This is a genomic window from Devosia sp. UYZn731, from assembly GCF_040546795.1.
Taxonomy (GTDB): Bacteria; Pseudomonadota; Alphaproteobacteria; order Rhizobiales; family Devosiaceae; genus Devosia.
Map to the genome: position 1 here is coordinate 71,201 of NZ_JBEPOL010000012.1, position 21,320 is coordinate 92,520.

General features: G+C 59.6%; 25 protein-coding genes and 1 pseudogene. 14 read left to right on the forward strand and 12 right to left on the reverse strand.

Features of this window, described 5'->3' with window-relative positions; translation table 11 throughout:
* The first annotated feature begins 145 nt into the window (after positions 1–145).
* From repA to ABIB57_RS23905, 8 genes are all read left to right on the forward strand, one after another.
* Positions 146–1,330 (forward strand): plasmid partitioning protein RepA, encoded by a 1,185-nt coding sequence (repA, locus tag ABIB57_RS23870; RefSeq protein ID WP_354043761.1) that lies wholly within the window; start codon positions 146–148, stop codon positions 1,328–1,330.
* Positions 1,331–1,401: 71 nt separating this feature from the next.
* Complete coding sequence (gene repB / locus ABIB57_RS23875) at positions 1,402–2,409, forward strand: plasmid partitioning protein RepB (RefSeq protein ID WP_354043763.1); 1,008 nt, start codon at positions 1,402–1,404, stop codon at positions 2,407–2,409.
* A gap of 158 nt (positions 2,410–2,567) precedes the next feature.
* Complete coding sequence (gene repC, locus ABIB57_RS23880) at positions 2,568–3,911, forward strand: plasmid replication protein RepC (RefSeq protein WP_354043764.1); 1,344 nt, start codon at positions 2,568–2,570, stop codon at positions 3,909–3,911.
* 131 nt (positions 3,912–4,042) lie between these two features.
* Positions 4,043–4,408, forward strand: a complete 366-nt coding sequence (locus ABIB57_RS23885; RefSeq protein ID WP_354043765.1) for an antitoxin Xre-like helix-turn-helix domain-containing protein — start codon at positions 4,043–4,045, stop codon at positions 4,406–4,408.
* Entirely contained in the window at positions 4,401–4,925 is a 525-nt protein-coding gene (locus ABIB57_RS23890) for an RES family NAD+ phosphorylase (RefSeq protein ID WP_354043767.1), read from the forward strand. The genes ABIB57_RS23885 and ABIB57_RS23890 overlap by 8 nt, the downstream gene beginning before the upstream one ends.
* A 710-nt stretch (positions 4,926–5,635) precedes the next feature.
* Positions 5,636–5,881: a DUF6894 family protein gene (locus ABIB57_RS23895; protein WP_354043768.1), complete on the forward strand. Its 246-nt coding sequence runs from the start codon at positions 5,636–5,638 to the stop codon at positions 5,879–5,881.
* 511 nt (positions 5,882–6,392) lie between these two features.
* Complete coding sequence (locus ABIB57_RS23900; RefSeq protein ID WP_354043769.1) at positions 6,393–6,575, forward strand: hypothetical protein; 183 nt, start codon at positions 6,393–6,395, stop codon at positions 6,573–6,575.
* The gene (locus ABIB57_RS23905; protein WP_354043771.1) at positions 6,572–6,793 is read left to right on the forward strand and encodes a hypothetical protein; all 222 of its coding nucleotides are present in this window, start codon (positions 6,572–6,574) and stop codon (positions 6,791–6,793) included. Before ABIB57_RS23900 ends, ABIB57_RS23905 begins: the two co-directional genes overlap by 4 nt.
* Before the next feature lie 29 nt (positions 6,794–6,822).
* Here the strand turns inward: ABIB57_RS23905 and ABIB57_RS23910 are convergent, their stop codons facing one another.
* Both ABIB57_RS23910 and ABIB57_RS23915 read right to left on the reverse strand, forming a co-directional pair.
* Positions 6,823–7,104: a DUF6894 family protein gene (locus tag ABIB57_RS23910; protein ID WP_354043772.1), complete on the reverse strand. Its 282-nt coding sequence runs from the start codon at positions 7,102–7,104 to the stop codon at positions 6,823–6,825.
* Positions 7,105–7,187: 83 nt separating this feature from the next.
* Positions 7,188–7,385 carry a hypothetical protein gene (locus ABIB57_RS23915; protein ID WP_354043774.1) on the reverse strand — a complete coding sequence of 66 codons (198 nt, stop codon included), beginning with the start codon at positions 7,383–7,385 and terminating at the stop codon, positions 7,188–7,190.
* A 398-nt stretch (positions 7,386–7,783) separates the two neighbouring features.
* Between ABIB57_RS23915 and ABIB57_RS23920 the strand changes: the two genes are divergently transcribed.
* Positions 7,784–8,029, forward strand: coding sequence for a hypothetical protein (locus ABIB57_RS23920; protein ID WP_354043775.1), 246 nt, complete (start codon positions 7,784–7,786; stop codon positions 8,027–8,029).
* A 319-nt stretch (positions 8,030–8,348) separates the two neighbouring features.
* Here ABIB57_RS23920 and ABIB57_RS23925 read toward each other — a convergent pair whose 3' ends face one another.
* The 3 genes from ABIB57_RS23925 to ABIB57_RS23935 form a co-directional block, all read right to left on the reverse strand.
* Complete coding sequence (locus ABIB57_RS23925) at positions 8,349–8,612, reverse strand: hypothetical protein (RefSeq protein WP_354043777.1); 264 nt, start codon at positions 8,610–8,612, stop codon at positions 8,349–8,351.
* A 76-nt stretch (positions 8,613–8,688) separates the two neighbouring features.
* A complete protein-coding gene (locus ABIB57_RS23930) occupies positions 8,689–9,741 on the reverse strand; it encodes a tyrosine-type recombinase/integrase (protein ID WP_502914474.1) in 1,053 nt (350 codons plus the stop codon).
* A 955-nt stretch (positions 9,742–10,696) separates the two neighbouring features.
* Positions 10,697–11,626 (reverse strand): recombinase family protein, encoded by a 930-nt coding sequence (locus ABIB57_RS23935; protein ID WP_354043780.1) that lies wholly within the window; start codon positions 11,624–11,626, stop codon positions 10,697–10,699.
* A 549-nt stretch (positions 11,627–12,175) separates the two neighbouring features.
* On the opposite strand from ABIB57_RS23935, the gene ABIB57_RS23940 reads away from it, so the two are divergent.
* Positions 12,176–13,114: a DUF1403 family protein gene (locus ABIB57_RS23940; protein WP_354043781.1), complete on the forward strand. Its 939-nt coding sequence runs from the start codon at positions 12,176–12,178 to the stop codon at positions 13,112–13,114.
* A gap of 8 nt (positions 13,115–13,122) precedes the next feature.
* Positions 13,123–13,812, forward strand: coding sequence for an SMC-Scp complex subunit ScpB (gene scpB / locus ABIB57_RS23945; protein WP_354043783.1), 690 nt, complete (start codon positions 13,123–13,125; stop codon positions 13,810–13,812).
* A gap of 214 nt (positions 13,813–14,026) precedes the next feature.
* Here the strand turns inward: scpB and ABIB57_RS23950 are convergent, their stop codons facing one another.
* The 4 genes from ABIB57_RS23950 to ABIB57_RS26885 all read right to left on the reverse strand — a co-directional run bounded on the left by ABIB57_RS23950 (position 14,027) and on the right by ABIB57_RS26885 (position 16,193).
* Positions 14,027–14,983 carry a toll/interleukin-1 receptor domain-containing protein gene (locus ABIB57_RS23950; protein ID WP_354043784.1) on the reverse strand — a complete coding sequence of 319 codons (957 nt, stop codon included), beginning with the start codon at positions 14,981–14,983 and terminating at the stop codon, positions 14,027–14,029.
* A 47-nt stretch (positions 14,984–15,030) separates the two neighbouring features.
* Positions 15,031–15,363 carry a helix-turn-helix domain-containing protein gene (locus ABIB57_RS23955; protein ID WP_354043786.1) on the reverse strand — a complete coding sequence of 111 codons (333 nt, stop codon included), beginning with the start codon at positions 15,361–15,363 and terminating at the stop codon, positions 15,031–15,033.
* An 11-nt stretch (positions 15,364–15,374) separates the two neighbouring features.
* Positions 15,375–15,671 carry a type II toxin-antitoxin system RelE/ParE family toxin gene (locus ABIB57_RS23960; protein ID WP_502914471.1) on the reverse strand — a complete coding sequence of 99 codons (297 nt, stop codon included), beginning with the start codon at positions 15,669–15,671 and terminating at the stop codon, positions 15,375–15,377.
* A gap of 129 nt (positions 15,672–15,800) precedes the next feature.
* A complete protein-coding gene (locus ABIB57_RS26885) occupies positions 15,801–16,193 on the reverse strand; it encodes a hypothetical protein (RefSeq protein ID WP_502914472.1) in 393 nt (130 codons plus the stop codon).
* Positions 16,194–16,324: 131 nt separating this feature from the next.
* On the opposite strand from ABIB57_RS26885, the gene ABIB57_RS23965 reads away from it, so the two are divergent.
* Positions 16,325–17,188 carry an SMODS domain-containing nucleotidyltransferase gene (locus ABIB57_RS23965; protein ID WP_354043789.1) on the forward strand — a complete coding sequence of 288 codons (864 nt, stop codon included), beginning with the start codon at positions 16,325–16,327 and terminating at the stop codon, positions 17,186–17,188.
* The gene (locus ABIB57_RS23970) at positions 17,188–18,108 is read left to right on the forward strand and encodes an S-4TM family putative pore-forming effector (RefSeq protein WP_354043790.1); all 921 of its coding nucleotides are present in this window, start codon (positions 17,188–17,190) and stop codon (positions 18,106–18,108) included. Before ABIB57_RS23965 ends, ABIB57_RS23970 begins: the two co-directional genes overlap by 1 nt.
* A 15-nt stretch (positions 18,109–18,123) precedes the next feature.
* On the opposite strand, the gene ABIB57_RS23975 is transcribed toward ABIB57_RS23970, so the two are convergent.
* The 3 genes from ABIB57_RS23975 to ABIB57_RS23985 form a co-directional block, all read right to left on the reverse strand.
* On the reverse strand, positions 18,124–19,077 hold the full coding sequence (locus tag ABIB57_RS23975; RefSeq protein WP_354043792.1) for a hypothetical protein: 954 nt from the start codon (positions 19,075–19,077) through the stop codon (positions 18,124–18,126).
* A 78-nt stretch (positions 19,078–19,155) separates the two neighbouring features.
* Complete coding sequence (locus ABIB57_RS23980; protein ID WP_354043793.1) at positions 19,156–19,992, reverse strand: site-specific integrase; 837 nt, start codon at positions 19,990–19,992, stop codon at positions 19,156–19,158.
* A 38-nt stretch (positions 19,993–20,030) separates the two neighbouring features.
* On the reverse strand, positions 20,031–20,249 hold the full coding sequence (locus ABIB57_RS23985; protein ID WP_354043795.1) for a TIR domain-containing protein: 219 nt from the start codon (positions 20,247–20,249) through the stop codon (positions 20,031–20,033).
* Between ABIB57_RS23985 and ABIB57_RS23990 the strand changes: the two are divergent.
* Positions 20,226–20,423, forward strand: a pseudogene (locus ABIB57_RS23990) (ATP-binding protein); the annotation flags it as partial. The gene ABIB57_RS23985 and the pseudogene ABIB57_RS23990 overlap by 24 nt on opposite strands.
* Positions 20,424–21,320 lie beyond the last annotated feature (897 nt).

Below are 21,320 nucleotides of genomic sequence, written 5' to 3' on the forward strand. Positions count from 1 at the left end.
GCAGGGCCGTGGAGTCACAGATAATGCGGTGCGAAAGAAGTCGTTAACCTTATAATCCTTGTCAGAGCGTCGGAATCGGACATACTAGCGCTAAATAGACGCAAACCGACAAGTTAGCGCTATTATCTCTAGCTTCGGACCTCAGATGCCCCCCCTTCCCTCGTTCCAATTTGATGACAAGATATTGGCTCAGGGAGCAGAAATATCGCGCAAGCTCGATCAGTTGCGCATGGAGAAATTTCCTCCAAATGCTCAGAAAACTCTTCGACTGTTCGGTATGTCGGAAGTGGCACATTATCTTGGAGTCAGTCCGAACAATCTAAAGCGCCTCCACTTGGAAGGCAAAGGCCCCCTGCCAAAGATTGCCAGCGGCGGACGGCGGTTTTATACCGCCGAGCAGATGATCGAGCTTCGGCACTATCTCGATAAAAATGGCCGATCGGACGCTAAAAATTATGTCCCAGGTCGCAAACCCGGCGAAAAGCTTCAGGTCCTCGCCGTGGTCAATTTCAAAGGTGGATCCGGCAAAACCACCACCGCGACCCACCTCGCCCAACATCTGGCGCTGACCGGACATCGCGTGCTCGCGATCGATCTCGATCCGCAGGCCTCCCTATCGGCGTTGCATGGCTTTCAGCCCGAGCTCGATAAGAACGCCTCGCTCTACGACGCCATTCGCTATGACGAGCCCCGGGCGCTTTCGGAAGTCATCCGCCCAACCAACTTTCCGCTTCTCGACATCGTGCCGGCCAATCTTGAACTGCAGGAATATGAGTACGAGACGCCCTTGGCGATGCAAACTTCCCAAGAGGGAAAGCGCTTCTTTACCAGGCTCGGAAAGGCCCTCGAAAGCGTTGACGACCGTTACGATGTCGCGGTGATCGACTGCCCCCCTCAGCTGGGTTACCTGACCCTGACGGCGCTAAGTGCGGCGACCTCGGTGCTGATTACCGTGCATCCCCAGATGCTCGATCTTATGTCGATGAGCCAGTTCCTTTTGATGCTCGGGAATATCGCCAGGACGATCAAGAAGGCCGGAGCCGACTTTCACCTCGACTGGTTGCGCTACCTGATCACGCGCTATGAGCCGATGGACGTGCCCCAGGCGCAGATGCTTGGCTTCATGCAATCGATGCTGGCCGAGGATATTCTCAAGAACAATATGCTCAAGTCCACGGCGATCTCCGACGCTGGCCTGACCAAGCAATCTCTTTATGAGGTGGAGCGGGCCAATTTCAACCGCGACACTTATGATCGGGCAATCGAAAGCCTCGACGCAGTGAATTTTGAGGTCCAGGGCCTCATTCATCAGGCATGGGGGCGGTCATGAAGTTGACGGCCGTAAAAACAGGCAAAAAGTGGCGTAAAAACAATAGCCTAACCCGTTGGCGGAGGTGCTAGATGGCCCGCAAGAACCCCTTTGCCAATTTGCTGGGCCACGAAGAGCAGGTCTCGGATAACCGGGCGCTTGACTATGCCACTAAGGGCGCGACGCGCTCCCTGCTGAGCTCTATAGACGAGATGGCCGCCCAAGCGGACAAGCTGCTCGAAGGCGAGACGATCGTCGAGCTCGACCCTGCTGTCATCGACGACTCCTTCGCCAAGGACCGCTTCGCCCTCGACGAGGATGACTACGCCGAAGAATTCCAGCGTGTGCTTGACGCAGTGCGTGAGCGTGGACAGGACTCTCCGGTGCTGGTTCGCCCGCACCCCAAACACGCCGGCCGCTATATGCTGGTCTTTGGCCATCTGCGTCGGCGCGCCGCGGTTGAACTAGGACGTAAGGTCCGTGCCGTCATCAAGGAGATGACCGACCGGGACCACGTCATCGCCCAAGGCCAGGAGAACAACGGCCGCGCCAATACGTCCTTCATCGAAAAGGCTGTATTCGCCGCTGAGATAGCCAATCGCCATTTTGACGATGACAACTCCACTGTCCTGGCGGCACTGGGCGCCGACAAGTCGACCCTGTCAAAGATGCTGGCCGTAGCTGGCCTGCCGGCGGCGCTGCTAAAAGGCATCGGGCGAGCCAAGCGCATCGGCCGCGATCGCTGGTACGATCTCAAGCTGCTCCTCGATAAGCCGAGCAATCTTGATGAGGCTCTCAGTTTTGTCGCGACGTCTGAGGTTGGCGCTCTGCCCAGCGACCAGCGGTTCGATGCCCTCATTGCCCATCTCAAGACCAAGAAGGTCACTGCACGGCCCCAGGCGAGCCCGACCAGAGCCAGTTGGGCTCCGACGGACGGTCGCTTAGTGGCCGAAGTCACTGCGGATGGAAAGAAGTTCACCCTCGCTCTCAAGGCGAGGGGGCCCGACGCGCGAGCGTTCGGAGACTACCTGACGGAACATCTCGATCGATTTTACGAGGAATTTCGTCAGCGCGCCGACCAACAGTCCAACGGAGAGTAGCCCGCAAAAGAAAAAAGGCCCCCGAAAACGAATTCCGGAAGCCCTTCTCTACGTGTGGTAACGAGAGAATCGCACTTCCCGGAATCTCAGTCAAGGCCTCGATGAGGCCAACCGCTTTGGCGGCCGGAATTCTTTTGCCTTACGCAAGGTGAAAGACAATGCAGACGCATACCCCGACGACGCCCTTTGGGCGGCGACCGATGTCGCTTGCCATGATCGCAAGTCAGGTCACGGCAAAGAGCGCCGCTCCAGATGCCACTGTGCACAAATGGCATGTCTTTAGGGACATCAAGGAAGCGCGGATCGCTCTGGGCGCCTCTGATCGGGCCCTGGCGATCCTTGACGCCCTTTTGTCCTTCCATCCAGAGACGGCCTTTTACGGCAACAGTGCCTTGGTCGTGTGGCCTTCCAACGAGCAACTCACTATTCGCGCCAACGGCATGTCGCCGGCGACGTTGCGCCGACACCTGGCGAACCTTGTCGAGTGCGGGTTGATCGTTCGGCGGGACAGCCCGAATGGCAAACGTTACGCCCGAAAAGGGCAGGGCGGGGAGGTTGAACAGGCTTATGGCTTTGACCTATCCCCGCTTGTCGCGCGCGCAAGCGAGTTTAAAGAACTTGCAGCAGCGCTTCAGGCCGAGAAGAAGGCCTATCGGCTCGTAAAGGAACGGTTAACCATCTGCCGCCGCGACATCGTCAAGATGATTGAAACCGGTATCGAGGAGGGTGTTCCCGGAAACTGGGGGACGGTGCAGCAAGCCTATCAGGCGATCGTTGGACGGCTGCCCCGTACGGCGCCACGCCAAGTCCTTGAGGCGGTGACCAACGAGCTCGACGAGCTATGGGAAGAGATCCGCGGTGTGTTGGAATCCTTTGTGGAATCCGTGAATCCGAGCGCCAATGAGTCTCAGGATGAGCGCCACATACAGAATTCAAACACCGAAGCTAAATTAGAATCTGAACGCGGCTTAGGACACAAAGAAGAAGAGAGCGGCAGCGGCGGCGTAGATAACAACGTGAGGAGCATGCCCAAGCGCGAGCTCCCACTGGGTATCGTCTTGGATGCCTGCCCGAATATGCTTTGGCTGGTCAAAGGCGGCGGCGGGATCCGCAACTGGCGCGAATTCCTCGCTGCCGTGGAAACGGCGCGCCCGGTCCTCGGCATCAGCGCGAGCGCCTGGGAGGAAGCGAAGGTCGCAATGGGCGAACAGCAAGCGGGCATTACCCTGGCGGCAATCCACCAGCGGGTCGATCAGATCAAATCGCCGGGCGGCTACCTGCGCAATCTCACCGAGCGGGCAAAGGAGGGCAAATTCTCGACCTGGCCGATGATTATGGCATTGCTGCGCGCCAAGCTCGATGCCGCAAAGGCTGGCGGGACGGGTGCGGACGAGGTGGAAACCCAGTTTGCGGCTGCTCAGCGGCTCGATCGAACCGGCAAGCGCCTCGAAATCAGCGATACGCTTCGCAGAAGCATCGACAAATGGGACGAGGAGACCTAGTTGGGTGCGACATCGCTTATCGACGGCACCAGAGATGTTTTCCTCGATCCGCGGACGTGCGGCTGCTTGAAACGAGCATGCACTGAGCGCATATTGAACGCATCGTGCTCAAACTGTGATCGGATTGAGTGATGCAAGGTCTAGAGATTGGCGCTGCTTGGTACGGTGAGGAAGGTTCGCCTTTCCTGTCGGCACATCGGTTGTCCGAGCAGCTTGGGGTCACGCAGGCTGAACTTGCCAAGCTCATAGGAGTTGCCCGCAACACGCTCAGTGCGAAGTCGGCGACCCGAAAGGTGGACGCCGCTTTAAGTCCGGTCGTTCGTATTCTAACTATGGCTGGGGAGATGGCCGGCGAAGCGAACCGTGCCGTAATCTGGTTTAAACACCAACCGATCCCAGGCTGGGCTGGCAAAACGGCCTACGATCTGGTCGCAGAGGGCAAGGCTGACCAGGTCCTAGCCTATCTAGAGGCTGTTCGATCTGGCGTTTATGCCTGAACTGGTCGATGCCAACCCGCTTACTCTGTGGCGGGCCTATGTTCCGCAGTGGTCATATCTGCCGCTGTCGGGGGAGGGGTCTGCCCGCTTCGGCGGCCGCTGGAACCCGGTCGGTGTCCCGACCATCTACGCGGCGAGGGAATTGTCCTCCGCGTGGGCAGAATACAATCAGGGATTCGTGCAGCACCCCGCATTGATCGCTCAACTCGAGCTCAAGGGCGCCCGCCTCATTGATACGACTGAACCCGATGTCCTCCGAGAATGGGGTATCCACGAGGGCATCCACCAATCGGAGTGGCGGTCGGATCTTGATAATGGCGCGGTTCCGAGCACGCACGTTGCCCATCAGAGGTTCGTCAAGGCCGGCGTTGACGGCGTCATGTATCCCTCTTTCATGTCTCCCGGCGGAAGCTGCGTTGCCCTCTGGCGTTGGAACGTGGCGGGAGGTCCTGTTCTTGGTATCGTTGATCCCGAAGGCCGACTTCCAACGTCGCCGGCATCCTGGCGAAAGTCCTGAATACGGCCCGAAGGCTGAATAGGGCAGGGGACTTGTTGTCTCCTGTTCCAATCGTAAACTGCTGTTCTATCGCGTCAGCCTCGCAGGTTTGACGTTAGGAGATTGACTATCACTGGCCCAGGCTGAAATGGGGTGGGTTGCCGACAGTGTCCGGCGGCCGGGAAAAGCAGACCGCAGTGATTGCCGTGTTTGGTGCAGGAGGCACTGAGCGCACAGCCTCTCCGAGGCCTCGGCACTTGATGTGGAATTTGCGCGATGGCTATAACCGATATGGCGGTTGAGGAGGCATCAGGCGGCTGGGATGTACCGACATTTCCATGGCCTACAAAAAGATGCAGGCCCTGTTCGAGATCGACGCCTACGCCGGCATTTGCAGTCACATACCTCAGCCTGACCGACATTGCCGGGGGCTATGATATCGCCGATCGGCTGGAGGAGCGCGGGATCCCCTTATCTCTAGCGGCCACCTGGCCCGTTAACTGCCGGAGCGCCATCTCGTCCGCCACTCGTCGGCAAGCCTATTCAGTCCACTGATTTGCTGACCCCGTCGAGATGGCGCTGCGCCGGCAATTCCCGGCTCGCATTGTAATCCCCTTCTAAGCGGCAAAAATATCGGCCGAAAAGGTCATAGCCTATTGTCCTTTTTGTACATTTCAGCGGCAACCATCGGGATATTTGGCGCATTGCGTCCCGAAGTTCAGGAGAAAGACATGCCGCGCTTCTACTTCGACCTGAACGTCAACGGGGATTTGTCGCTCGACCAACATGGCGAAGAGTTCGCGACGAAGCGCGAGGCGCACCGTCAAGCCATATTGGCTCTCGCCGAGATAGCGGCCGAGAAAATTCCCGAAAATGGCACCCTTGATATTCGCATGCTGGTTGCGGACGATCTGCACCGCCCTGTCGCTCAAGCCCACGTCCATTTCGAGCCTGACACGCGACGAATCCGCGAATAAAAAAGCCCCAACCTCGGGCAGGAGGTTGGGGCCAGGGTATGCCACGGGAGCGTCAACCACCGCGACCCTTACGCAATGCTCTCGCCGCCCTGTAGTTTCGGTCCTGAACCGTACGAACTTACCGTCTGTCGTGGCAGTCGCCGTCAGCCAACTGGACATCGACGATCGCGACGATGGCCTTCTAGCCGGGCATTGGCAGCGGCGCACTACAGCAATGTGACGACGTCGAAGCCCGCCTTTTCGAGCGTGGCTTCCAGGTCCATGGCAATGAGGGGTTCGTCTTCGAGAAGCAGGGCAATGGGGTTCACAGGTCACCTCGCGTTGGTCAACAGGGGACGAAAAACGAGCGGAATCTGTGCGCGCTGCGGAAGATTTCAAGTTACAGATTCGTACAATCGGCAGCGATTAAATGCTGGAAATCTATATCTAAGCTACGGTGACAATTGTACGATCCCTGACACGGGGTGCAATTGCGCGCCCCGATCGCCAGGCCCTATCGAGGGGCCACCCCATGACATTCGATACCATGCCAGCAGGGCGGCTTCTTCCCGAAGCGCGCTTCGATTCCCATGCAATCACGTCTTTCGCAAGAACCCACCAGATATCGCGGGCCGTCGCGGCGGCGATACTTTCCAACGCGACCAGCCTCGAGGCCGGCACGATTGCGGTCGCGAAGATGAGGGGCCAGTCATGACCGTCCGCATCACCTTCCGCGGTCCCGAGATCAGCGAGCACGAAGAGCAAACGGGCAAGTACCAGCAGCAGAGCTTCCCCGACCTCGCGACGACGAGCGACTGGATCGCTCTTCACATTCCCGAGACCGAGCGCCGCTTGGTCAAGATGTGGATCGATGACATCGCGATCACTGGCGCCACGCTCGAAGCGTCCATCCGGCCAATACCCGCGCCGTAGGGCGGTTGGCTACGAGGGCAGCCTGCGCGTTACTGCCCTGAGTGACCGGTGCTCGAACGCTCGGCGCTAACGGAATGCTCCGGTTCGATGGCCTCCGCGAAGTGCACCGTCAACACGACGTTGCGTTGCTCGTCCCTGATCTCGAAACGGCGCCCGATGACATCGATGCCGATACGGGCCGCGTCTGCTATCATTTCTCGCGCATCCTCCAGAGCCTCGTCTCGGACCCGAGCAAGCCCGCCATCAATCTCGCGCCCCTCGGTATCGGGCACGTCGTGGCCATCGATCATGTCGAAGAAATAGAGTGCCATGTCGCACCTCCAGATCGCGAAACGTGATCATGTGATACCGGGTTGCAGTTCCATTGCGGACGGACCGGGGCGACCTCGGCGCGTCACGACTGCATAAAGGTCATGGTGCCGTGCAACCGGTCCTCGGCAAGCTGGTAAGGAATGCTGATCACATATTCGTCGGTCGCTGGCTGGAAGATCGAGAACCGGAAGCCCGCCTCGGCCATTTGCGACGCCTCCGCCAAGCTGAGCTTGGGCTTGCGGGGGTCGCGACCTGCCGCCGACATGGTGAAAGTTTTCATGATGGACCTCCGATTGCGTTCTCTTTATGTTCTACTCCGGCTCCCGGTGAAGAGTCCAGATGGGTCCGATCAGGTACAACGGTACGCCTCCCCGGGACATCTGCGGGAACCATGCGGGGAACATGAAAGGGCTGCAGCTTCTTGATCTCGGATCGCGCCGCAGCCGCCGCGATACACCATCTGTCAGGATTCCGACTTGTCATGTCGAAGGTCCGAAATGGGGTCGGTAACAGTCATTACCGTCGCGCCTCAATTAGGATACTTGCCTGCCAAGGTCCCCACTCGTAGCCGCGTCTATTCACCCAACATCACGTCGCCAAGGACTTCATTGGCGATTTCGAGGCTCTAGGGCGCCATGTCCACATAGTCGGGCATAACCATCAACTGTCCGATCGTCGATGCGACAAATTCCGGGTTTAGCTGCTGCAGGCGTGCTTGGTAGCAGCAACATGATCGGGATATTTACGCAGCGCGTGAACGACGTTGATTCGATGCGTTCGAGTCGCCGCTGCGAGGTCAAAAATATCGCGGGCCTGGATTTGGCCGCCGCGGTGATAGATCTTCTTGGTAATGATTTCCGCGATTGTCTCGAGCTTCACAGGGCGATCTTCGACACCGCGGATCCGAAAGGGCTCGTCGGTTAGTGCACCGGCCAGTATGAAATCGATTTCTCCCAGGTCTCCAAAGGAGAACTTCTGAAATCTCGCACCGTCGCCGCCATAGTCTGCCAGATTGGTCGGAACGATCAGGCCGCTTTTGGACGGGTCTGGAAACCCAGCAGCAGCGCATCATCGAGGAAGATATCGACGTCGTGACTCGATTTGGATCATCATGGCGGTTCCGCCACCGAATGACCACACGAAGTCGTAGCCCCGGTCAGCTCGCGAAGCTGATCAATCAGCCCGATGGCGATAGGGAACAGTTGCCGCCACTCGGAAGGTCGACGGCCGGCACCGATGCTGATCATGCGGCGAGCTTATAGGTCTCGCCTGTCCACTTGGAAAAGGTTGACGTAAATTTTGCTAGGTCGAGGCTGGAAATGTCGTACGCCGCAGCATATTCCAACTGCCATTCGACCGGCACTTCGCTCAGGAATGACGATACCTGTCCGGAATAAGCCTTGGCCAACTCAAGATTGGCTAGGCAATGGGCAAGCCCGGCGCCGTCCAGCTGTTTGCTGTAGGGCGCGTTTACGGTGGTCAGCATGGAAATCAGATGCTTGCTCATAGTGGCAATTCCATAGTCAGTTTGACCCCTTGCGGCAAGTTAGGTCCAGTGCGGGGCCAGCAGGGGAGGGGGCTGACTACAGGCCGGCCGCCTTGCTGAGATTGACACGAAATCGATCGCGGCGCCGCTGATAGCGCCGGGTCATCTCAGCTGAAGCATGGCCGAGGTGCTTTTGCACATAGCGTTCGTCCACCTCCGCCGAGCTGGCGAGGCCAGCCCGTAACGAGTGCCCGGCAAATTTGCTCGCCCGTTCGCTCTCTGAGAGATCGCCCCGCACTCCAGCAGCAAGGGCCGCACGCTTGACCAAGCGGGCGACTTCCTGGTCTCGCAGTCGGTCGGGGCCGACCGACTTGCCTTCTCCAGTCACCCGTCGAAACAACGGTCCGTGTGCGATACTCCCCAGTTTGAGCCAGGTTTCCAGCGCAGCCACGGGGCAGGTGCTGTCTGAGGAGCCGCGCCCAATCTCTACCTCTCGCCAGCCACTCTTGCCACGGAGGGTCAAGACCACGCCGCGCTCAAGGATTTGGATCCAGCCTGAAGAGTCCTCGGTTTGATCGGCGGCAACGTCGAGACCGACGACTTCCGAGCGTCGCAGGCCGCCAGCAAACCCCATCAGTAGCATGGCCCGGTCGCGCAGCCCCCGCAGGGAGCCGCGATCAAGCGTTTCCAACATGGCGATAAGGTCCTCGGGCAGCACGGCTTCCTTCTGTACCGGTGGGCGGCCGTGTGTGTTGCGGATGCCGTCGAGGACCGTGGCGATGTGGCGATTGCCGCGGTCGAGCCGTTCGCCCAGCTGCCGGTAATGCCAGGAGAGCGCGGATAGCCGCCGTTCAATGCTGGAGACGGCTGCCGACTTCCGATTGCGCGTCGCGGCGCCGGAGGCGCAGGCTGTAATGTACAGGCCGACGATCTGCGGATCGGGCGGCAGTTGATCAAGACCCTGGCGCCGGCACCAGGAACCGAAATGCTTCCAGTCCGAGTCGTAAGCGCGGCGCGTGTTCGGCGCGCTAGCCGCCTCGACATATTCCCTGGCGCGATCGGCGAGTATCTCCAGATGTGCCGGCAGGGCAGAGGCGTTCAGCGGGGCAGGGGAGGGCGCTTCGGCCGAGGGATTTTCGTTTTCGACCATTTCGGTGTCGCCGTCTAATGCTGACGAAATTCCGACGGGTACAGGCGTGTCCTGTGGTCGAGCAGAGCCGTGCTGGAGGTCGTTTTCGGTGTTTGCGTCGGGTTGTTGGGCTGTCGCTGTGCCTTTTTCAACGGACTGCATTGCGTTGATTTCCCATCCGTTTGGCTCACCGTAGTTCGATGGATGCTACCAAGCTAGTAGGAATCGGGCCATAAATGACTGGACTCCGACGTCACTATCGGGCGGGGAGCGAGGGGACACAAGCCAGACAAGCTCAACGTCGCCGACGAGCAGGTCCCGCTTGAGCGATCATCCGCCCGCCGGCCACGCCCGGGCAACTCTCTCCAATCGATGTCGCAACGGCCAAGATACTGGAACTTGGGCGAAGTCGCCTCTACGCACTCCTCGAGCGGTATAGGGATGCCCAGTCACCAGCTCGCTGGTTTCGCGACGCCTGGGACTAAGAAAGGCTCACGCCATTTGCTCGCCGAGGAATGCATCAGTTCGAGGGCTTCGAGGCCCGCGACCTGATTCTGCCGCTGGTGGCGATGCGCGCCCGGTGGAAGGCAGGAGAACGGGTGTCTTCCCACCCGTGGACGGAGCAATCCTGCATATAGACGAAGAGACCATCTCCATTCAGGACGATCCAGCGTGGCACCCTCGGGTCAGCCAAGCCAGCATCGTTATAAGGTTCTTGGCCCCACCACTCGCGAACATGCGGGCTCGCCTGCCAGCTTGGTGGCGTCGCGAGATCGTTGGGCATCACTTTGCGGAAGCTATGCTTATGGGACGCGTTCATGCGGTCAGCCTGTCGGAACCATCTGTCGACCGATACTTGACGCAACGTCCGCTTCCAGGAGATCGAGTTGGAAAGTCCAAAGACCGCAATGGGTCGATAGTTGCCATCAGTCGCCCCCTGCGGGCAACGTGTTCCCTTCGCTGCACAGGGCTCGGGCTAGGCCTCCCGCAGCTCGGCCACGACGAGCCCCAGGCGGCGGGCCCGATCCAGTAGCGATTTCACGGAGGAGGCGGCCCACTGCCGGCCGCCCCGTGGCGTGCGCTCCCGCATTTGTTCGAGCTGAGCGGCGATGTCGCGCAGGCTGAGCTCCGAGTCGGCAATGGCAATGCCGGCGACAAGAGTCATCAGTCGATCCTCGGGCGGGCGCCGCGGCGAGCGCTGCAACAATCCTGGCTCCGCCATCTTCTCGCGCACCAGGCGGTGTACCGCCCGTCGGAGCTTTTCGATCGTCCAATTCTGCCCCCTGTGATTGAGCACCCGCACAACGTCGTCCCAACTGTGCTGCGGTCGCATGCGTCGCACGATCGGCAGCCAGTTGGAGGCCGAGGCTATGAGGTCGCCGACATACACCCGCTGACGCGCCGCTGAGGCAGCCCGGATGGCCTCGGGACGGCGTTCCCGCAGGCCGGGATTACCTGCCAACCTGCCGCGCGCTTTGGCTGCTCTCATGCCGGCCTTGGTCCGTTCCGCAATGAGGGCACGCTCTAGCTGGGCGACGGCGCCAAGCACCTGCAGTGAAAACATGCCCTGCGGCGTCGACGTGTCGATGGGATCGCGTAGTGACCGAAAGTGCGCCCCTTTCTCCTCGAGGCGCTCGATCACATCGAGCAGATGGCTGACGGAGCGCGCCAGCCGGTCCAGGCGCACCACGACGAGCACATCGCCCGGGCGGATGTCATGCACGAGTTTGGCTAGGACGGGCCGGGCGCGGGAGGCGCCGGATCCGTGCTCCTGGTGGATGATGTGGCACCCGGCTCCCTTGAGTTCGTCCATCTGGGCGTCGGTCGCCTGCTCTTCGGTCGAGACGCGCGCATAACCAATCTGGCGGCGTGCCGTTGGGGCAGGGGAGGCATAGGAGCTGGCCATGGTGTTCCCGGGTGTTTTCGGGCCTTTGTACAATCAAGACAGGTTGGAGTAAACGGTCCTTTGCAGACGTGTTTTATGGGTCGCGCCAGAAGGCCGTGGAGGCCGATGAAGGGTTCCGGATGAGCCAAGGTACCAAAAGCGCCCGGAAGGCCCTCTGCGGGCGTTTATGCGGAAAATGGCCGAGTTTGGGGCCTTAAGAGCCGCCGAGACGTGGTCTCGGCCGGCTTGGGCTCCCAGTCGCCGCCGGCGCGCCGGCCGAAGGGCCTATCAGCGTCGCCTATCCGCCGATCTAGGAAGCATGCTCCACTCAACTAGGCAGAGGAATCCATCGATCCAGCGCCGCCCAAGGCCGAAAACGACGGGTTTCCGGGCTATTCCGGCTATCTCGGCCGAACGACATGGGCCATGTTCTCTATAATGAGCAAAATGAATGATAATGCAATCTTATCATTCATTATTAAGTGTCGACAGGTGAGGCGTTTATGTGCGCTATTGATAGCACGAAGCGCCGTTGCATGTTAGCCTCCCGGCATGAAATCACGCGCTGATTTGCTGATTTTCGATCCCCCACCGGTGCCCAAAGTGCCGGTTTGGGCCCGACCACGTGGTCTTGTTTTGCACGACTCCGATGCGGCATACGCGGCCGGTGCGGCTTTGAATTCGCTGGATAATCTCGTGCGCCAGGACTTTTCCTGGGCCGGCGCCTGGCGCCAGCGGCTGGCGCTCCAGGCCGCATCGGCAGCGGTGAATTTGACCGGCCGGCGCGAGGACGAATCCGCCCTGCGCGACACCCACTATTTGCGTGGTACCGGCGACGATCCTGGGCCCGCTGGGCACCTGCTGATGGCTTGGCGCCGATTGGCCAGCCGGACCACCGGATGCGACGAAGAAATGGTGCGGTCGGTCGCCGAACAGCATTTTGCTTTGCAGTGGGATGACGGTCTCGCCGAGGTCGTTGCCAATGCTGAGGATATGGTGGCGTCGGCGCGACCGGCGCCGGTGCTGGCAGCCGAGATCGCCGCCACCGTCTATCGGGCCCGGCCGGATGCCGAGCTGCTGGCGTTCTGGCTTGCCGACGTTTTGCTGGCCCAAAAACTCCGTTGGCCACTGCCGGTGCCGCTGCTGATGAGGCAGGTGTCGTCGGCGGTCTTCAAGCCAGGTGAGAGCCGCAGGCGCATCCGGCCGGGAGGAGAGGGCTGGGGCAGGGCGGTGTTCTTGGCCTATGCGACCGCGGCGGCGGATGCGTGCGAACTCGGCGCCGATTTGGCGCAAAGAGGCGCAAGACTGACGGGGGTGGCGCCAAAACTCCGTGCCAAGGGATCTGGCGACGTCATCAAACTGCTGCTGTCGGATGACGCGGTACCGGGATCCTGGTCGAGCCCAAAGCTGTCGGCGCGCGGCGCCAGGCGACTGTTTGAGCGGCTGGTCGGGTTGGGTGCAGTGCGCGAGCTCAGCGGCCGGCCGACGTTTCGGTTCTACGGGTTGTGAGAGCAACCATGGCGAGACGCAAGCGAGCAGGGGCTGAACCGGCGGTCTTTGATACTGAGCTGGTCGATCTGCCGGCCGACCTGCGCTGGCGCGAATGGATGAACCGGATTGAGGCAGTGCTATTCGCAGCGCCCAAACCGGTTGATCGCGACGCCTTGGCCCGCGTCATTGGTCGCGACGCCAGCATCGACCTGCTGATCGATGACATCCGCGACGGGCTGCGCGGCAAGCCCTATAACGTGGTCAGTATTGCTGGGGGCTGGGCGTTCCGCACCCGGACAGCCTATGCCGATGCGATTGCCGCTTCTGCTGCCGTGCCTGACCGCGGGGTCGATCTAACCCAGAACGAGGCCATGGTGCTGGTGTCGATTGCCTATCACCAGCCGGTGACGCGGGCTGGGGTGTCGGAAACCCTCGGGCGAGAGGTGTCGCGCGACGTGATCGGGGCGCTGCGGGACAAGAACATGATCACTGGGGGTCCCCGCAGCCCGACGCCGGGGGCGCCGTTCACCTATGTGACGACCAAGGGGTTTTTGGAGCATTTCGGCCTTAATACGTTAAGGGATTTGCCCGATCTAGAGGCGATGCAGGACGCGGGAATGCTGGGCGGCGGCCAAGGTGCTGAAAGTCCGGGGCAGCTTGGGCAGTCCCTCGCTGATAAAGTTGGCATCGAGACGAGCTTCGGCGACGAAGACTGAGGCGATGCGCTGTCCCTTTTGTATCGCAGTTAAAACGCCCGGCATCCGTGAAGGGTTCAAACGCGCCAAGGAGAGCGCTCAGACACTGCCTCCAATATGCCCCTAGATGCACATCGCGCGAAGGCGTCCCAAACGCCCGAGATGAAGGTCAATCTGGGGGCGTGGTATTCAGGCAGATGGCATTGATCCTCGTCCGGCACTTGATGGTAAGGCTTTAATAGGACAACGGCCGCACGAAGCGTTGCCATAGATAAGCGGCAGCATCTTCGGCACTGAGGTGCTTCAAATCGAATTTCTGTTCGTCACCGTTATAGCCGGAAGGCATAGTGGAGGAAAAGCTGAGGTCGCCCTCGCTGGACACATAGAGAATTTCGGTCATCGCGTTACCGGATGCCCGGCCTTCCTGAACGGCGATACTTTCTGACCTGGATTCGCTAGACAGCCAGATACGGGTGCGGCACTTGCTCTGGCCGTCAAGGAACAGCTCGGCCGTGAAGTCGACCGACGTGGCTGCTGTGAAGTCCGGCTCGAGCCGTGGTTCGTCCTGCGCGGCCTGCTTCAAGTTGGCTTCAAACGTCTGCCGGATCGTTTCGATGCCCTGTTTTAGAAAGCGGCGGCGGTCGACGTCGGTGGGTGCCTGGCGCAGCTTGGGAATGATGGATGCGCGGGGGGCAGGGGGTGCTGCAGCTGCAGGCGCACTGGTGCCCGGGAAATCCTTGTGTGCAATTCCGGCAACCGGCCGGCCGGGAAACGCTGGCGGGTTCGAGGGCTTGGCGCGTTTGCTATTCACCCCTGCGAGGAGAGCCTTTTTGGCATCTGGCTCCTCGAGTTCGTGGATGCGGATCTGCACGATCGCTGCGAGCATGCCGCTTGGCTGGCAAGCCCGTACCATCACAGGCAACAGGCGGTTTTCAACGGCCTGCGGGTCTTGCAAGAAGGCGGCAGCCCATTCAGGCGCGGCCATCTGCGATTTCAGATAATCGGGTGACAACACCATGATAGTGCGGTCGGCCGAACTGGCGGCCGTCTGCATGTTGAGGATGAAATTGCTGCCCGGCCGGAAGTCCCAGGCCTGGATGATGGTCGTGAAGCCGGCCTCCTCGAGCACATAGCCGATCCATTCCGCCCAAGATTCGTCGACGCCCGTGTAGCTGATAAAAAAGTCGGTCATGGATCTTCCGTCCCTTTAAAAACAGAGCCCGGGGGGCCCTGCGATTTTTACGCTAACGCGTGCTTGAAGGTGATGTGTCCCCGGTCGCCACCACTTTTCGGCCGGACGACGATTTCGACATCCTGGTCAAAGTCGGTGAGAAAAGCCATCAGCCGCTCTACGGAGTATTCACGGAAGTTGCCTTTGAACAGCCGTGAGACTTCGGGCTGGCTGATGCCCATGCGGTCGCCCGCCTGGGCCTGGGTCAGTTTATCGGCGGTCGTGAGCCGGTAGAGTTCGGCCACGATCTGCGCTTTCAGGTAGTGCGTGCCCGCGTCCGGAAGCCCCAATTCCGCAAAGATATTCGGGGCGCTGACGTGAACGTCGGTATGCTCGGTCATCGTTTGCTCTCCTATTCTATCGAAGCGTAATGGGCTTCCGCGTCGCGAAGCCTGCGCTTGATGAGGTCAATATCGCTCTGGGGGGTCTTGATGCCGGCCTTCGACTTCTTTTTGAAAGCGTGCAGCACATAGACGGCCCGCGCAAAGCGGACTGTGTAAACGGCCCTGTAGGTGTCGCCGTCGAAGTTTCCGACAAGCTCCACAACCCCGCTGCCCAGACCCTTGAGGGGTTTGGCGGATGGCGGAAACTGCCCCGTCTGCGCGAGAAAGAGTTCAAAACCGAACAATTCCTGCACTTCGGGCGGCAATTCCCCGTAGTCCTTCCTGCTGGACGCTATCCAATAAAGAGGATGTTCGGGGTGTGGCAAGTTTTCCATTACACTTGATATTATGAGTACGTACTCATATTTTGTCAAGCAGTCTGACTGACAGGGTATCTAAAACATGCTCGGCTGCCGCAAGTCTTCCTCAACCTGCTGCCATTCCGGTTTGCCGCCCTCGGCGTCCAGCCACGCCTGTACGTAGGCTTCCGGCCCGCCCCACGCGTCGACCTCTTCGGGATAGACGAAGTGCGACAGGTAGCCGGTTGCCGTGATGGGCAGGGGGGCGTCCCGTCCTGGCGCAGCTCGAGGTGGGAGATATGGAAGCCCAGACTCTTGATGATGTTGTAGTCGCGGCGCCAGTGGATTTCGGCGGCAATGCCGTGCCAGACGATGTTGATGCGTTCGCTCATGGGTGGTCTCTCCTTTGGGTTTGGTTTCTGTCACGCAGAAACCTTGCCCGTCGGCGAGACCGGGGGTGTAGAGGTCATAGGGAGGGGGATCGCTCACCCTGCACAAGCGCAGCGCGGAAGGGTGGGGACACCCCTTGACCGACGCGAGGGGCAGGGCCCCTTAGCTGCCAGACCGTGGAAAAGTCATGCAAGTATTGGACGTATGATTACATTCGGTTAGTGTGAGGCATGGCAAGAACGATAGAGCAGGCATTTCGAGATTTCCGGAGCAATCTGGGGATTACAGACCTGCAGGAACAAACCGTGTCGAAACGACAGACTAACGTGCGAGCGGCGGTAGCACAGGACTTTACTGTACTCGACAGCTTCCTGACCGGCTCTTACCGCCGGCACACTATGATTTCTCCGCTTTCGACAGCGGACGTGGACATTTTCATCGTCCTAGACCCCAAGTATTTTGCAGCCAATAACCAGCAAAAACTGCTTGAGCAGGTTCGGACGACGCTGCTGAAAACCTATAAGTCCACGCCCAAAATTCGGCCTGACGGGTCCGCTGTGACGATTACCTTCACCGACTTTAAGGTGGACGTCGTACCAAGCTTCAATCGCCAGGGCGGCGGTTACCTCATCCCCGACGGACAGATGGCTAGGTGGATCAGTACAGACCCAAAAAAGCACGTTGATTTGTGGACCGCCTCCAATAAGGCGCACAACGGCAACCTGGTGCCGCTGATCAAGATGATCAAAAGCTGCAATCAGGGCAGGGACTTTATCAAGTCGTTTCATCTGGAGACCTTGATCCTGCAATCCTTGCAAGGCATCACAATCAGCGATTTTCCGAGCGGCATGCGCTACGTTTTCGGCAAGGGCGTCGAGCTGGTGAAGGTTAAGCTGGCCGATCCGGCCGGGTACAGTGACGACGTCGCCGCGCACGTTAACACCACTGAGAAAATACAGTATCTGGCGAGCTGGTTCAGCTGGGCCCATCAAAGGGCACTCGAGGCAGAGGCCTTTGCTAAGGCTGGCCAGACTGCTCAAGCGATCGAACGCTGGAAGCTGATCGCACCTAACCATTTCCCGAGCTTCGGCTAATGGCCATGCTCAACCAGATTCCGATTGTCCAGATGCTGGAGCCGCAGCTCAAGCTGCTGCGCGCCCGCACGCGGACCTATTCCCTGGCCACGCGCTACATGGTGGTGCAGTTGTGCCTGACAGTCCTAATTCCGGTGGTGGGAGCAATATGGGCGGGATTTGATCCCGGTGTGCGCACGAATTTCGCCGCCCTGGCTCTGCTTGTACTGATCGCCGATCCTCTATGGCTAGACCGGCGCTACAAGGCGCTTTTGAAGCGTGCGGCGCGCATCTGCGAACGCTTTGACTGTACCGTGCTGGAGATGAGGTGGAACCAATTTGTCGCCAGCGACCCGGTCGACGTCGAGGACATCCATCGTGCTGCGACGAAATATAGCGCGCGTCACACGGATGAAATGCTTGTGGACTGGTATCCTGTCGCGGCCGGTGAGGCACCTCTGCATCTGGCCCGGCTGATCTGCCAGCGGACCAATCTGCGCTATGACAGTCAGCTGCGGCGGTTTTACAGCGGCCTTTTGATAGGGCTGGCGGCCGCCGTGGCCGTCCTGGTGGGGGCAATCGGGCTATTCCAGTCTCTTATGTTCCCGCAGTGGGTTCTCACTCTGGCGTCGCTCAGTCCGCTGCTCAGCTGGTCGATCCGCGAATATTACCGGCAGCAGGACACGGCCGACCAGCTGGAAGATCTGATGAAGTCTGCCAAAAAGCTGTGGGAACAGGCTTTGTCGGGTCAATGTCTCGAGCCGGAATGCACTCTTAAGACCCGGGAATTTCAGGATGCTATCTATGCGCGGCGGGTGTCGAGCCCGTTGATCGTTCCACTCATTTACCAGCTCTCGAGGCCGTACCTTGAGGACGAAATGAACAATGCAGCAAATGATTTCCTCGCGCAGTATCAGAAATCAGCTGCAGCAACCGCTTAAGCAGCCGGCTGGGCCCTAGTCGAAATCTCGATCGATAATGGCCTCTTCGCCAAACATTTCGAGATCCTCCATGATGGCTTTGAACTGGTCAGAGGATTTGAAGCGATCGATGTTCTTAGTGACGTCTGCCTCGATCTTGCGCCGCTGCGTCTGTGAAATAGCGGCGTGAGCAGAACCGTATTTTCCTGCTCGGAAGAAAAAATAGTCCATCAGAGACACAGGCAAGACGAACTTGCCAGGCTCTAAGCGGCCGAAATTCACAGCCACGCGGGTGCCAAGCCATTTATCGGCTGGAGGTGCGATATAGCCAAAAATCATCATGGGGCCGATTTTGGCATAGGTCATCGCCATGCCGCTGTCGGTTCCTTGGGGTAGGTCGATCTCGACGCACCTGCGCAAGTACCGGTTCATGTTGGTCGGCATCTTGGATACGGTGGAACTGCTTACCCCTGAGAAAGGAAGCAGATGCTGCTCATAGCGCCCCGGGGTGGGTTGCTCGCCAGTGATAAACTGCTCCCAATGCTCCAGAGCTAGCTTTGATGCCTCCTGCCTTGCAGGGTCCAGTTGCGCTAAGTGTCCTTCGCGGACCATCAACGCCAGCACGCGCCAAGAAATCGTCGCACAAAACCGGCTAAGCCAGTCCCCATAAGCCACCCGTAGCCCGTCATCAGCGATATACGGCTGGAAAACTTTCCCGGCAAATTCGCGCTCATACTTGCTGAACAGCTGCTCGCAGTCTCTGCACAACATGGGCATTTTTTGCCCGTCCTGGGCTCGCCGATTGGGCATTTTGGCACTACGAAGGTAGCCGGTGCCGCCAGTGTCCTTGAGCCACTTGAACACGAATGCTGGAAGTATGTGGCTAGACTGGAGCGCAGCCTCTTTTTTGCAAAACGCGCACGCTTCAGCGCTCTGATATTTGGCGGCCCACTCGGGACTATCCGCAGATCGGTCGCTGCCGGTGCCCATCAGATCAACACTCTTTCCACTTCGTCCAATGTCACTTCGTCCGACCGACGATCATAAAGCTGCGTTGTCCTGGTCGAACTATGCTTTGCCATCGTGGCGGCCCGCTCGAGCGTACCTCCATTTTTGAGGTAAGCCGTGATGCCAGTCGCGCGAAAGGTGTGGTTGCCGATCTTGGTGCCAATTTCGGCCGCCGTGGCGCGACGCTGCACCATAGAGTAGGCATTGGCCTGGTGCATTGGGCGCTTGGACAGCGTTTTCGTGGACCGGTCGATCCGTCCTGAACAAAGCATCTTTGGTGTCGTCAGCGATGCCTGCAGCGTCGATATAGGCGTGCAGGTATTCCTCGAGGTTGTGATGGCACGGCATTTCATGCCGTTCGCCACCCTTTTCATTCAGCCGCACCCATAGGCGGCGGCTCTGCGTGCAGACGTCCTCCACCTTCATGCCTGTAACGGCGCCGATGCGGGCAAACGAATAAACCATCAGGCCGATCAGCGCCCGATCGCGCAAACCCACGATGGTGGTGCAATCAATAGCATCAAGCAGGGAGCGGGCCTCTGACGGGTCCAGCACCGGCGTCTTGCCGCGCTTGACGCTGTGGCTGGGTCCGCGCACCGATGCGGCCGGATTGACCGGCACGACCTGCTTCACAACGAGCCAGTCATAGAGCATGCGCACCGCTGCGAGACGCTGCTTGGCAGTCGGCGCCGAATGGCTGGCGGACAGCATTTCCACCCGCGCCGCGACATGCAGCGGCTGCACGAGCGCGATCGACGGCACGCCGGCGTCAGCGCACCAAGTCATGAAGTCACCCACAGCGCGGCCATAGGCGCGGCGCGTGTTCGCGTCGCGGATATGCGAGACGAAAAACTCAAGAAATCTGGTGGATGGCTGCGGGCCGGCTGCCCGTACCATGGCTGGCAGCGACGCAGCTGAGCTAAGGACTAGCTCGTTCATTTCATCACCGTATTCCAGTCGATGTCATAACCTGCCGCCGCAAGCTCTTTGGCGAGCGATGTTCGCCATGCGTTCGCCGCGTCCATTTCTGTCCACACAACGCCGGTGAAATCGCTCGGAATTTCGACGTTCCCGCGTTTCAACGCACATACCCGTGGGCGGCCTAGCCGGCCAATAAAGTAGCCCAGCTCACAGGCGGCCAGTTGCTGTTCCACCTGATCAGCCGCCTCTACGAGCAGACCTCGGTCATCGTCACCACCAACCTGACCTTCGGGGAATGGCCGTCCGTCTTCGGCGACGCCAAGATGACCACGGCGCTACTCGACCGGCTTACCCGCTCTGTCTCGGTCGACATGCTCGCCATGATGCGGAGCGGATGCAGGATGTAGGGCTCGCCGGCTTTGTCTACTTGCCCTGCATGCGCATTTGTCGCGACGAGTAATGCTCGCTCCAGCAAATACGGTTCACTCATCGACGCCTCAATATCAGTAGTTCGCGGTCAGGGCGGAACTTGAAGCCGCATTTCAATTAAAGATGCGATCCGGAGGAATCTAGCCATGGGCAACTACGCTGGCATTGGATCGTCACGCGGGCCCCTCGGTGGGCTATCTAGCGGATCATCACCGCCTGGCAGCGGTGGGCGGGGCACGTCATCTGGATCGGGAATACCCGGTACCGGGAAAGTTGGGGGCAGTGGCATATCTTCGCCGGGGCCAGGAACTGGTGTGGTTGGTTCAAGCGGTGGGAAGGACATGGGGTTCTCCGTTTGCGGATTCGTCGATCAACGGCGCTGACGTGGGGGAGGTTGCGCGCAGCCCTTGAACCACAACTGCGTCTTTCCGAACGCTCGGTAGGCTCGACACAATCCAAGCGGACTAAGTGCCAATGCAGGGCGCCTGCGGTGACGGGCTGGAACGTACGCAGGTTGCACGGGGCAAGGGGCGGACAGCCCTCAGTGCCGCGCGAAAGAGGCGGAGCTCCAGCGAGAATTGAAGCAGTCGCTCAACGGGCTAAAGGTGAATCGACGCTTGGACAGGTGAATGCTGCCATAGCAATAGTCCGAATGTGGCCAGCGCATGGAACCAACGCGCGTTAACACAACGTTTTCGCATTGCTCAGCACGGTCGAAACCCTGCCTTTAATTCTCCGTATCCTGTTCGTGCAACAGCGAACGAGGTGCCGAGTGCTTGCTACTATCGAGGACACGTCATCGTGGTGCTGGATGACGATACGCTTTCAGCCGAAATAACTGAACGGGTGTCGTTTGGCACTTAATTGTGAGAATG